We start from the raw sequence: 11,941 nt of genomic DNA, 5'->3' as shown, positions 1-11,941 counted from the left end.
CATGGCGCGCAAGCCCGCAAGGAAAGCCGGCCCTGCCCTCACCCATATCGGCGCCTCCGGCGAGGCGCGGATGGTGGACGTTTCGGACAAGCCCGCAACCGAACGGGTGGCGGTCGCCGAAGGCCGCGTCCTCATGACCAAGGCGACGCTCGACCTGATTGTCTCGGGCAACGCCAAGAAGGGCGACGTGCTCGGCACCGCGCGCATCGCCGGCATCATGGCGGCCAAACGCACCTCGGAGCTGATTCCGCTCTGCCATCCGCTCGCGCTGTCGAAGGTCACGGTCGACATCGCGCCGGACGCAAAGCTGCCCGGCTGCCTCGTCCGTGCCAGCGTGAAGGTGACGGGCCCGACCGGCGTCGAGATGGAGGCGCTCACCGCCGTGTCGGTCGCCTGCCTCACCATCTACGACATGATCAAGGCGGTCGAGCGCGGCGTGCGCATCGAGGGCATCCATCTCGTCGAGAAGCTTGGCGGCAAGTCCGGCCATTACCGCGCCTGAAGCCCCGTTCCGATTGGAGGGTCGCCAGCAACTTAGACGGTTAAGCCTTGGTTGATCACCGCACGACCGGCAGGAATTGACCGGCATCGCGCGGAACCTGCGGCAATTCCTGCACGGCTCGCATTCCGCCCATGGATCGCTTTTGTGTGTGACCATTCATGTCGCGTTAACCGCACTTCCTAACTTCGCCTCCACACCGTTCCCGTAAACCAACGGATGTTTTGAGGATCCAGAATCGATCCTGGCGTGTACGCGGCAATGATCGATGTGATGATGAAATACGGCACTCGCCTTTTCGACCAGGCTTTCGTGCGAAGCGGACCGATCCGCTGGCTGGTCGTGGGCGGCACGCTGCTGATCGCCGCGATCGCCGTCGGTGCGGTCTTGATGGCGCAGAATTTCCGCGAGCGCGCGCTGCGCAACTCCGGCCGCGAGCTGGAAAACACCGTGCTGATGCTCGCCCATCATTTCGATCAGCAATTGCAGGATTTCGCGGTCATCCAGAAGGATTTCGTCGACCACGTCCATGCGACCGGCATTGCCAGCCCTGACGACTACCGCAAGCGCCTGTCCGGCCAGGACATCCACCGGCTGCTGCGCTCGAAGATCGAGGCGCTGCCCTATATGGGCGGCGTCAACGTCATCGATGCCGACGGCAATGTGATCAACTCGTCGACCGCTTGGCCGGCTCCGAAGGTCAACGTCGCCGATCGCGCCTACTTCCGCACCTTCCGCTACGACCCCAATGCGCCCGACGTGCTGATCGAGCCGGTGCACAGCCGCATTTCCGGCGCCTGGACGATCCTGATCGTCCGCAGGATCCTGGGGCCGAACCGCGAGTTCCTGGGCGTGGTCGGACGCGGCATCGAGCCGGCCAATTTCGAGAAGTTCTTCGAGACCGTCGTGCTCGGCGAAGGCGCGACGATCTCGATGCTGCACCGTGACGGCACGCTGCTCGCGCGCTATCCGCATGCCAGCGAGCTGATGGGACGCAATTTCAAGAATGGCCCGTTCGAGCATCAGCGGGTGTTCGGGCTCGACCATTTCGCCGGACGCTTCATGAGCCCGGTCGACGGCGAGGACAGGCTGATCTCCTCGCACGCCCTGCCCCACTTCCCGATCCTGATGATGGCGACCACGACGCGCGCTGCGGCGCTAACGGACTGGCGCGAGCAGATCGGCATCCTGATCTCGGTTGCGGCCTCCTCCGCGCTCGCCATCGCCGGCGTTCTGATTGCAATCGTGCGCAAGCTCCTGGAGCAGCACCGCCTGTCGCGGGAACGGCTGACGCTGGAGAAGCAGCGCCTCGACCGCGCCGTCAACAACATGACCCAGGGGCTTCTGCTGTTCGACGCCGAGCGGCGGCTGGTGGTCTGCAACCAGCGCTATATCGAGATGTACGGCCTGTCGGCGGAGGTGGTGAAGCCCGGCTCCAGCTTCCACGACATCATCGCCCATCGCAAGGCCACCGGCTCGTTCACCGGCGACATCGATCAGTACGTCGAGCGCGTGCTGCGCGACATCCATCTGCGCAACTCCATGGTGGTTGATACCTCCGACGGGCGCTCGATCCACATCCTCAACGAGCCGCTCGCCGACGGCGGCTGGGTGGCGACGCACGAGGACGTCACCGAGCGCAGGCGCATCGAGGAGCGTATCACTCACCTCGCCCATTACGACGCGCTGACCGACCTGCCCAACCGCGCCATGTTCCACGAGCATCTGCGGCAGGAACTGACCGCCATCGCCGATGGCGAAGAGATCGCGGTGCATTACATCGACATCGACGAGTTCAAGGGCGTCAACGACGCGCTCGGCCACCTCGTCGGCGACGAGCTCTTGAAGTCGGTCGCAGAGAAGCTCAGCTTCTGCGCGGGGTCGACGGATTTCGTGGCGCGGCTCGGCGGCGACGAATTTGCCATCGTGCAGAGCGCGGTGACCTCGCTGGAGCAGGTCAACGAGCTGGTCGCGCGGGTCTTCCAGGCCGTCCGCACACCGTTCGACTGCATGGGCCATCATTTGACCACGGACGCCAGCATCGGCATCGCGCTGGCACCACGACATGGCACCGCGCTGGACCAGATCCTGAAAAACGCGGACATGGCGATGTATGCCGCCAAGGCCGCCGGACGCCGCACTTATCGCTTCTTCGAGCCGGAGATGGACGCCAAGGTCCAAGAGCGGCGGCAGCTCGAGATCGACCTGCGCGACGCCATCGCCCATGGCGGGCTCGAGGTCTATTACCAGCCCTGCCTCGCGCTGAAGGACGACCGCATCACCGGCTGCGAGGCGCTGGTGCGCTGGCGCCATCCCGAGCGCGGCATGGTCTCGCCGGCCGAGTTCATCCCGATCGCCGAGGACACCGGCCTGATCAACGAGATCGGCGAATGGGTGCTGGCAACTGCCTGCCGGGACGCCGCGAACTGGCCCGACGACATCCGTCTCGCCGTCAACGTCTCGCCCGTGCAATTCAAGAGCGGTACACTAGCGCTGAAGATCATGGCGGCGCTGGCGGCCTCCAACCTGTCGGCGAGCCGGCTCGAACTCGAGATCACCGAAGCCGTGCTGATCCGTGACGACGAGACCGCGCTTGCGATCCTGCACCAGCTCCGCGCCATCGGCGTGCGCATCGCGCTCGACGATTTCGGCACGGGCTACTCCTCGCTGAGCTATCTGCACCGCTTCCCGTTCGACAAGATCAAGATCGACCGCTGCTTCGTCGACGACATCGCCGGTCCCGACGGCTCCGCCAGCATCGTGCAGGCCGTCGTCAATCTGGCGGCCGCCCGCCGTATGACCACCACGGCCGAGGGCGTCGAGACCGAGGAGCAGCAGCGCCTGCTCCGCGCGCTCGGCTGCTCCGAGATGCAGGGCTATCTGTTCAGCGCCGCAAAGCCCGCCGACAAGGTGCTGGAGCTGTTCGCGCTGCATCGCAGCCGCCTCGCCCAGCGCGAAGGCGACGAACGGCGTCGCCGCGAGGCGAGTTAGGTTGGACCTCGGTTGTCGGCGCAGCGACATTCCCAGAAGCTTTCCTCCAGACATACGACGCAGGTCTGCTCGAGGCGCTCCTTCAGCGCATGCCGTGCACGGTGAAGGCGAACGGTCAGATTGTTCACGGTCACGCCCAGATCCGCTGCGACCACCTCCCGCGGTTCGCCGCCGAGATCCACCCTTCTGATGACCTCGGCATGCTCCGGCTTCAGCAAGGAGAGGTGGGCATGAAGACATTCGCAGACCACGGCATTCGCTGCGGCATCCTGGTCGGCCGCAAGACGCTCGTTGAGCTCATGCGGAAACGGCATCTCCCGCGTCTTGCTCCTTGATGCCTGCCGGTGAAAGTCGGCGATGGTCGTGGCCAGGACCCTGCTCAGCCAGCCTCGAACCGAGTCCGCATCGCGAATGTCGCCAGATCGCTCCAGTGCGCGCAGCATGAACGCCTGGAGCACCTCCTCCGCTTCCGCTTTACCGCCGAAGCGTCGTTGCAGATAATTGCGAAGGCGATCGTAGCTGCCGACGAGAGCAGCACGAACGACCGCCTCCTGCGCTTCCGGTGAGCCGGCTGTCGGCACCGGCAGATTCTCGTTCGGCGATTTCATGACGCATCGTCCTTGAATGGCATTCGATGGATCGCTTCGACGGCACGGCTGCCGTCGGCCAGCAGCCATCCGAACAGGGGCACGAGCGATCGCCGTGACAGCGGCGCTCGCGTAGCGACTTTTCTTTCCGCAAAACCGGCGATCGCTGTTGCGGCGTTCTTTCGCCCACCACGCAGCCGCGCGAGCAACACCGAACCCGGCACTGTCACGCAGCCGCGTGAGAGGTCCTGGCGCACGTCACCGTCATCCGCGCGATGGGCAAAGCCATCTCTGCAGATGAATTGATCCGCGCTCGTACCTGGAGCGACGCAGCTCGGTCTTCGGGAGCTATCTCAGCCGATGGGAGGCCGGTAATGGCGACGGAACGTGCCTTCGTCGCCGATCACCTCAGGCTGCGTCTCGCAGCGCGAACGCGGCACGACGAGCTCCGCAATCGCAGGAGCTTGCGGCCACACGGCGCTGAAGCAAAGCACCGAGCCACAGCAGGTTGCATGCCGGTCGCCGGGCCGGTCCTGCTCGTCGTCACAATCCCCGGCCATCGCAACGTCATGCGAATGGGCTGCCGATCCGGCAGCGTCATCGTGCTCATGCGCATCGCCGGACCGATCGCCCTGATGGTCGCACAGCATCGCTACGTCGAGGGAGATCGAGATCGCGAGCGACGGTGTCATCGACGCGAGCAGATAAGCGATGGCGACAAACCATCCCCACCATCTTCGCCCTGGCTTTCGCAAGCCAATCATCCCTGCACCTGCTGTCTCGACCGGGAACATATAGCTCTGGTTGCAGTGCCGGCCAACAGAAAACGACGCACGCGGCATCGACCTTGCACGACCGGCGATGAGAGGCGTGCGCCATGTCGGCACGATGAGCTGGTACGTGCATCCGGCGCTGCAATGCGGCGCGCAAATAGACTCCCGATTTTTTTGTCGAGCCCTGTAATATATTGCACCCATCTCCGTCGCTCAGTCGAATGTGTCAATGATGCTTCATCCAGCCGACACCTCTGATGTCGTTGAACGAGTCGGTTCGGTGGCACAGAAAGCATTGATCGACCGATGCGTGCTCCTGCCCCGAGATCATCCGGTCCATCATGATAAAGTGGCCCATGTAGTGACTTGGCGGGGCCTGATGGCATTGGGCGCAGTCCCGCGACGTTGGCGAAGGATGCAGGAAACCTGCGATTTTCCAGGACGCGAGCCCATGGCAATCCGCGCAGTCTCGTCCAAACAATTCGCGGTGTGGCGCCCGGTTGCTGTGGCAGCTTGCGCAGTCGAGCGCCGCCTTCTCCCGCCGCTCTGACTTCGGCAGGCCGACAAACTCCCGCAGGTCCGCTGTCATTTGATCGGCTCCGGTCCGATCGAACACCGTCTTGCCGGAGGGAGGCATCGCGACCTGCAGCAGCGATTCATGGTTCATCCTGATCGGCCGCGAGGCGCCCGTGTGCTCACGATGGCAGCCAGAACACTGGCCGCCGGCGGCAGCGTGAAACGCAGTCGACTGCTTGCCGAGATCAGCCGCGGAAGGCGCGTGGCAGGAGATGCAGGCCGCCGCATCGACACCTTTGGCCGGTGCGTGACAGCTCTCGCACGTCTCCGACAGAAATGCATGCTTGCCTGACAACGGCCCGGGGTTCACGAATCTCGTCCAACCCGGGACGCTCCCGGAACCGTCCCGATACAGAGCGATCGATGCAGCTGCCGCACTCGCGACGGCCAGCGTCGCGACCACGACGTAGAGCACGCCCCTGATGGTCACGCGAGCCACCGCAACCCGTAATAGATCTCGGCCGCCACATGCACGACGAGCAGTGCATACATGATGATCGCGGAAAGGACATGCAGCCCGATCCACTGCATGAAGACCGTCTTGACCGTCTCACTCGATCCGATTGCGGCTTCGAGATCGGATATGCCATCAACGAGTTGTAGCAGCGGCAGGTTCTGCAAGGCCAATTCCCGCTTGGCGGCCCCGTCATGCCCCTCCCGTTCCGCCGACGACATGGCCGCCGCGGTGTGATCATAGGCCGACCTCAAGGTCGCCAGGCGCGACTGCTGCAGGCGGAGTTCGAGCGCGGTTTGCGGCAAGTAGTAGCGCCCGACAAATCCGGTGACGACGACGGTCAGCATGCTGGTCACCAGAGCGATCCCCAGCGGGCTCTGAAACTTGTGCCCGGTATGTAGAATCGCAAGAAATGCCGCGACGATTCCGGCATAGGCGTGAAATGCCAGGAGCGTCGGCATCGACACCCGCCGCGTGACCATGGCCTTCAGACCCGCGCTGTACTTCGTCATCGGATAGACGAGAAGCAGAACCATCAGCACCGCGGCCCCGGCTCCGAGGGCAAAGCCGGCAAGGCTTCCTGCGAACCGGCTGTCGGAGTGCAGCAGGAAAGCCGGCACCAGCAGCAACAGGCCCGCCAGGATGACGTCAACGATCAGGCGCTGTCTCGCGTCCATCATGTCAGGCCTCGACGACGAGATCTCCGACCGATCTCGCCTGGCAGGCCAGAATGAGACCGCTCGCCTTGTCGTCCTCAGTCAGGGCGTCCTGGACCTCCATCGTGACGCTGCCTTGAAGCAGATGCGTCTTGCAGACCCCGCAAACGCCGGCCCGGCAGGAATAGTCGATCGATACGCCTGCGCCCTCGGCCACCTCCAGAACACTCTTGTCCGGTGGCAGCGCCACTACCTTGCCCGATCTCGCAAAGCTGATCGTGGCCGTTGCAGGACCGACCGCCGCGGCCCCTCGGTCGCCCGCTTCGCTCGCCTGTATTGGTGCCGCGGCGGCGACCTTGCCGGGAGGCGGAACGGCGCCGCGTGCGGGTCCGAAGGCCTCCGCCTTGATCTGCTCGCCCGGCACGCCAAGCCCGATCAGCGTCTTCCTGAGCGCGTTCATCATCCCGGGGGGACCACACAGGTGAACACGCCGTCTGGCCAGATCGGGCACGGCCTGAGTCAGAAATTCGGCCGTGATCTGCCCCTCGCGTCCCATCCAGGACGTGCCCGCGGCCCGCACCATCGTGGCCGCGACGTGCAGATTGTTCATCCTGCGCTGGAGATATTCCAGCTCGTCGCGGAAGATGAACTGCTCAGTCGTCTGCGCGCCGTAGACGAGGTAAATCTGGCCCGGCCACGCGATGTCCGAGAGATACCGGATCGCCGCCATCAGCGGCGTGATGCCGACCCCGCCACCGATCAGGACCACACTGTCGGCTTCCGCGCCCGTGAACGTAAAGGCGCCGGAGGGGCCTGTAACCTCAATGAGGTCTCCCTCCTTCAGATGGCCATGCATGTAGTCGGACAGAAGTCCGCCGTCCTCGCGCTTGATCGTGGTCTCGACATAAGCAGTCTGAGCGGCGGACGAGGCGATCGTGTAGGAGCGCCTGACGGTCTTTCCGTCGATCTCGATGGCGTAGGTCAGGAACTGTCCGGGCAGGAACGCAAACGGAATCGCGCCGCCGCCCGGTGCCTGCAGGCGGAACGTCTTCACGTTCGGCGTCTCCCGATAGATCGCGCAGATCCTCAGCTGGCCTTTCCAGGAACGGCCCGGTTCGGGCCGCGCGATTTCGCGAATTGCCTGCTGCACGGGTGCCGACGCAGCCTTGTCGTTCGGCGAGCCGACGGCCGTCGCGGACGGGATGGATACGGCGGCAGCCGGAACGCCCGCCGCACGCGTCAGCCGATCGACCAGCGCGTTCGCCCGGCGCATGCGCGCGACGTAGACTGCAAACAGCGCAAGCGAGAGCAGCACCAGAATCGCCATGGTCGTGACGTGAAACCAGGAGATTCCCTGCATGTCGTCGTCCGCGCCCATGTCGCCTCGCCGAGGCATCAGATTCATCTGCGACTTGAACCACGCCTGTGCGATCTGCTGCGGCGGCTTGCCCTCGTGCAGCGAACGCAGCGCGACCACGCCGCTCTGGACGGCGTTCAGGGACTCGCGGAGCCGCCGCGACGCCTGATCCGCCGCGACGATATCGCCTCCCGCGATGGCGTGCCGCAGCTCCATTTCGGCGCCCGCCAGTCGATCGGCCTCCGCACCGACCCGCTCACGCGCCTGAAGCTCCAGCTTGCTCCGCTGCTCGGCGGACAGCGCGGGCATGTCCATCAATGCCGGATAGAACTCCTTGCGCGGACGGCCCATCATGCCGTCCATTCCGCCCATCATCCCCGGCGCGGCGCCGCTGGACGGCACGCCGGCCGCATCGCCGCCGGAGCCGGACGCTGCGGGATGATGCGCGGCGTGGTCATCCTCTGCCTCCGCCAGCTCCCAACGTTGAGCGACTTGCCCTGCCGGATACGCACGATCGAGGCCGACATCGGATGCGGGCACGGCATTGGCTGCAAGCGGACTCGTCAGGACGACGAGCGCAGCCAGGCCCGATCGGCATCGACGTGGCAGACCTGACATCATCTCGCTGTCGCCCGGCGATCAGAACGACGCAATCAGAGGCAGCAGGATCGTGTCCGCGGTCTGCTTCTGACTTTCGTTCAACGACGCGTAGAGCCGCGTGAAGGCCACGCGGGCGGCCTTGAGGGCCTCCAGGCGCTCGGACAAGTGACGCTCGTAATGCTCAAGGCGGTCGGCGCCTCCCATCCTGTCGTCCATGGCAAGCATCTTACGTGCTTCCAGCAGGTGCTGCCGGCTCGAACGCAAGGCGTCTGCGACGCTATTCCAGTCGGCGGCCTGCTTGTCGCTGATCTGCAGCTCGGCCTTCAGAAAGGCGATCCGCCCCTCGAGCCGCTCGGTCACGTCCGCCGGGCCACTCATCGCGCTGCTGCCGCCGGACGAGCTCATCTGGCCGCGCATCATCTTGTCCATCATTTGCATCATCTGCATCATGCCGGAATTGTCCTGGCAGCCCGCGCCCTGACAGTCCCGCATCTGGCCTTGCGGCGGCATCTTCATCTTGTCGTCGTTCATCGGGCCGCCACTCATGTTCTGCGGCTGGCCTGCCGGTTGCCCCATGTTCATCTTGCCGCTGGAATCCGGCGGGGCTGGCATCTTCGACATCTTGTCGTCATCCATCATCGCGCTCCGCGTAAGACCGGCGGCGACTGCCGGCGACAGTCCAACAGGCGCCAATGCAAGGACGGCAACGGCCGCTGCGCTCACGGCGAATTTTCTCGAACGGTTCATGGTCATTCTCCAGGGTTTGATTCGGATGGTCATAGGCTCATCGAGGTCGGCGATGAGTGCGGCGCGGGGCGCGTCAGGCCATATAGACGCGAGGCGCCGGCAACTCTTACGCACGAAGGTGTCAAAGGCCGCCGCGTGCTGCATCGCTCACCTCCCTGTCATGCCTTCGCCAAGGCCATCGCCCCTCGATCTCGATCTGGAGCGAGAAACTCAGGAAGGTGCGGATCACGATGATCAGCGCCAGGATGCCGAGCCGGTCGAACGACGGCACGATCGCGACCATGCCGATGATGTCGGCGGCGATCAGGAATTCGAGGCCAAGCAGGATGCCGCGACCAAGATTGGCGCGATAGGAACGAAATGCATCCGCAGGCGCGCCGCGCCGCATCTCCTTCAGCGACCAGATCGTTGCGGCAACCACCCCGCACACGATCACCACCACGCCGAGCAGCTCGATCGTCGATGCGGCCCAGTGCAGGCCATGCAGAATGTGCCCCCGGATCTCTTCGGTGAGGATCAGCCCCGACGTCATCATCCGCCGCCCTCCTCCGTCGAGCGGCTCCTGTCGATGCCCTTCGACCACGTCCGGTAGTAGGCGACGATCGTCATGATCCAGAGGCCGGCGGCACCGACCAGCAGCTGGGCCCATAATCCCTCGGACCCGGATTCGAGCACGAAATGCGCGACGAACGACAGAAACAGGCCGACGCAGAACACGGACAGCGACTGCTGGCCACATCTGATCAAGGGCTGGAGCAATGGCGACTTCAGGCCGGGCCAGTCGATCGGAATGAGCGAGACGGTGATGAACACCAGGCTCGCAAGATGAACGACACGATATGGACCCAGATTGGTCTTGTCGTTCGGAATGAAGACGGCGGCGAGACCTTCGGGAACGTAGCCCTGCAGCCCCGGAATTCGCTCCGCCAGCGTCATCGCGAGCGCAAAGACCAGGAAGCCGCCGCTGAGGACGAGCAGCGTGCGGGATGACAAAAGCCAGCGACTTGCCGCCGCCCCTCCCAACGCGAGCCAGGCTCCGAATATGAAAAGCAGCTGCCATGCGAACGGATTGAAATACCAGACTCCCGCCGGATAGGACGGCAGGTTCAATCCGTAGTGTCGGGCGGCCAGATAGAGACCGAACGAGCCGATCATCACGGCATTCCGCCATCGCAGCATGAACCAAAGCACGACGGGAAACACCGCCATCAGCACGATGTAGAGCGGCAGGACGTCGAGATTGAGCGGCTTGAACTTGAGGACCAGGCCCTGCGAGAGTGTCTCGACGGGAAAGTTCATGAGCGGCGCGACGTTGAACTGATCCATCAGATGAAGGTCGTCAAAGCTGTGTGCGACGTAATGCACGGCCGTGAGATAGACCAGGAACAACAGCAGGTGAGCCACATAGAGCTGCCACACCCGGCGCAGCAGCCGGGTTGCCCCGACGACGAAGCCGCGCTCCATCATCATGGAGCCGAACACGAACGTCGCGGTATATCCAGAGATCAGCACGAAGAGATCGGCGCCATCGCTGAAGCCGTAGTTTCGCGTCGTGAACCAGGCGAGCGCCGACTGCGGAACGTGTCCGAGAAAGATCAGCCAGTTCGCCAGACCGCGAAACAGATCCAGGCGCACGTCGCGCCGTGGCTTGGCCAGCACCGACCGGATCGTGATCGTCTCCCACAACCGGCGACGCAAGAGCAGCGCAACCTGCAAGGGCCGGCCGGATGCCTGGATCGTCTCGTCAGTCAAAAGTGTGCTTCCCGTTCTTGCGCGACATTGCGGCCCGCGATCGCGGCGCGATACTCTCGTCGCTCGTTCGCGCGGGCACGCTAAGTTGCGTGGTTGATGCGCTTTTGACGGACATCAAATTCGAGCGATGCACCAGCCAAATCTTTTTGTCGCTTGGCCGTGTAATGAATCGAAGCGCTCTTCGTCCTCGCATCATTTTGGTCGGGGACGCCATCGTCATGACGATGTCTCTCGACGGCGCCGTCGGCAATCGAGGGCATGACATCACGCCATCGAATTCACGCGGCCGACGAAAATTTTTTCTGTAAGAAGATCGATGCTTCACGTCGCCTGCGGCAACTCGGCGATCCACGCATCGGCGCGCGCAGGCGTGCGCGTCGACATTTGATTTTGCTCAACCTAGACAATCCTGCTGCGAGTTTTATTGCCGCTCAATCAAGCCACCGCGACTTGATTGACACCAACTCGAAAATGCAAACAGGAGAAACCAGAATGAGTCACCGCAAGCTGATCGTCGCCGCCGCGATCATGTCGTTCATCGCGTTGCCCGCCATGGCGCAGACGAGCACGACGAGCACGACCGACGAAAAGAACGGCCATCACTATTCGGGCGGGCCCAAGACCGAAGTCCCGCACCACATGGGCAAGAAGGAAAGCGACGGCGGATCGACCAGCGGTTCGGGCGGCAGCCATCACTACGGCGGTGGACCGAAGACGGAAGTCCCGCATCACACGGGCCCCAAGAAGGACCAATGACGATCGGACGGTGATCCCGCTGCGCGCAGAGCTGCGGGATCACCAGCTCCCGGATCGGCTCAGCGGGGGAAGACAACGTCCCCTGCTTCAGACTTGACGCCAGCAACTGGCCCACATATTTTCCGAATTGCAGCTGGCCTTGATGCCGCTGCCGTAGGCGTTACCGTCATCCAACGCGTCCTTTGTCGAGAGG

At 63.9% G+C, this 11,941-nt stretch carries 13 protein-coding genes; 3 read left to right on the top strand and 10 right to left on the bottom strand.

Annotation, left to right across the window (positions count from 1 at the left end; all coding sequences use genetic code 11):
• Position 1: 1 nt before the first annotated feature.
• Complete coding sequence (gene moaC / locus VGR99_RS05355; RefSeq protein ID WP_326897268.1) at positions 2-502, top strand: cyclic pyranopterin monophosphate synthase MoaC; 501 nt, start codon at positions 2-4, stop codon at positions 500-502.
• A 270-nt stretch (positions 503-772) separates the two neighbouring features.
• Positions 773-3,490, top strand: a complete 2,718-nt coding sequence (locus tag VGR99_RS05350; RefSeq protein ID WP_326897326.1) for a bifunctional diguanylate cyclase/phosphodiesterase — start codon at positions 773-775, stop codon at positions 3,488-3,490.
• Here the strand turns inward: VGR99_RS05350 and VGR99_RS05345 are convergent.
• The 10 genes from VGR99_RS05345 to VGR99_RS05300 all read right to left on the bottom strand — a co-directional run bounded on the left by VGR99_RS05345 (position 3,487) and on the right by VGR99_RS05300 (position 11,252).
• Positions 3,487-4,098 carry an RNA polymerase sigma factor gene (locus VGR99_RS05345; RefSeq protein ID WP_326897267.1) on the bottom strand — a complete coding sequence of 204 codons (612 nt, stop codon included), beginning with the start codon at positions 4,096-4,098 and terminating at the stop codon, positions 3,487-3,489. The genes VGR99_RS05350 and VGR99_RS05345 overlap by 4 nt on opposite strands.
• A complete protein-coding gene (locus VGR99_RS05340; RefSeq protein ID WP_326897266.1) occupies positions 4,095-4,334 on the bottom strand; it encodes a hypothetical protein in 240 nt (79 codons plus the stop codon). The genes VGR99_RS05345 and VGR99_RS05340 overlap by 4 nt, the downstream gene beginning before the upstream one ends.
• Before the next feature lie 96 nt (positions 4,335-4,430).
• Positions 4,431-4,919 carry a hypothetical protein gene (locus tag VGR99_RS05335; protein WP_326897265.1) on the bottom strand — a complete coding sequence of 163 codons (489 nt, stop codon included), beginning with the start codon at positions 4,917-4,919 and terminating at the stop codon, positions 4,431-4,433.
• Positions 4,920-5,076: 157 nt separating this feature from the next.
• Positions 5,077-5,856: a class III cytochrome C family protein gene (locus VGR99_RS05330; RefSeq protein ID WP_326897264.1), complete on the bottom strand. Its 780-nt coding sequence runs from the start codon at positions 5,854-5,856 to the stop codon at positions 5,077-5,079.
• Complete coding sequence (locus tag VGR99_RS05325; protein WP_326897263.1) at positions 5,853-6,560, bottom strand: iron reductase; 708 nt, start codon at positions 6,558-6,560, stop codon at positions 5,853-5,855. Before VGR99_RS05325 ends, VGR99_RS05330 begins: the two co-directional genes overlap by 4 nt.
• Position 6,561: 1 nt before the next feature.
• Positions 6,562-8,511, bottom strand: coding sequence for a 2Fe-2S iron-sulfur cluster-binding protein (locus tag VGR99_RS05320; RefSeq protein WP_326897325.1), 1,950 nt, complete (start codon positions 8,509-8,511; stop codon positions 6,562-6,564).
• A gap of 21 nt (positions 8,512-8,532) precedes the next feature.
• Positions 8,533-9,384, bottom strand: a complete 852-nt coding sequence (locus tag VGR99_RS05315; RefSeq protein ID WP_326897262.1) for a Spy/CpxP family protein refolding chaperone — start codon at positions 9,382-9,384, stop codon at positions 8,533-8,535.
• Positions 9,362-9,775 (bottom strand): DUF1622 domain-containing protein, encoded by a 414-nt coding sequence (locus VGR99_RS05310; protein WP_326897261.1) that lies wholly within the window; start codon positions 9,773-9,775, stop codon positions 9,362-9,364. Before VGR99_RS05310 ends, VGR99_RS05315 begins: the two co-directional genes overlap by 23 nt.
• Positions 9,772-10,992, bottom strand: coding sequence for an OpgC domain-containing protein (locus tag VGR99_RS05305; RefSeq protein ID WP_326897260.1), 1,221 nt, complete (start codon positions 10,990-10,992; stop codon positions 9,772-9,774). The genes VGR99_RS05310 and VGR99_RS05305 overlap by 4 nt, the downstream gene beginning before the upstream one ends.
• Positions 10,993-11,072: 80 nt before the next feature.
• Positions 11,073-11,252, bottom strand: a complete 180-nt coding sequence (locus tag VGR99_RS05300; RefSeq protein WP_326897259.1) for a hypothetical protein — start codon at positions 11,250-11,252, stop codon at positions 11,073-11,075.
• Between VGR99_RS05300 and VGR99_RS05295 the strand changes: the two genes are divergently transcribed.
• The gene (locus tag VGR99_RS05295) at positions 11,251-11,748 is read left to right on the top strand and encodes a hypothetical protein (protein WP_326897258.1); all 498 of its coding nucleotides are present in this window, start codon (positions 11,251-11,253) and stop codon (positions 11,746-11,748) included. The genes VGR99_RS05300 and VGR99_RS05295 overlap by 2 nt on opposite strands.
• Positions 11,749-11,941: the final 193 nt, after the last annotated feature.

The organism is Bradyrhizobium sp. (assembly GCF_035935975.1).
In the GTDB taxonomy this organism is placed as follows: domain Bacteria; phylum Pseudomonadota; class Alphaproteobacteria; order Rhizobiales; family Xanthobacteraceae; genus Bradyrhizobium.
This window is presented reverse-complemented; position numbering and strand designations above follow the sequence as displayed.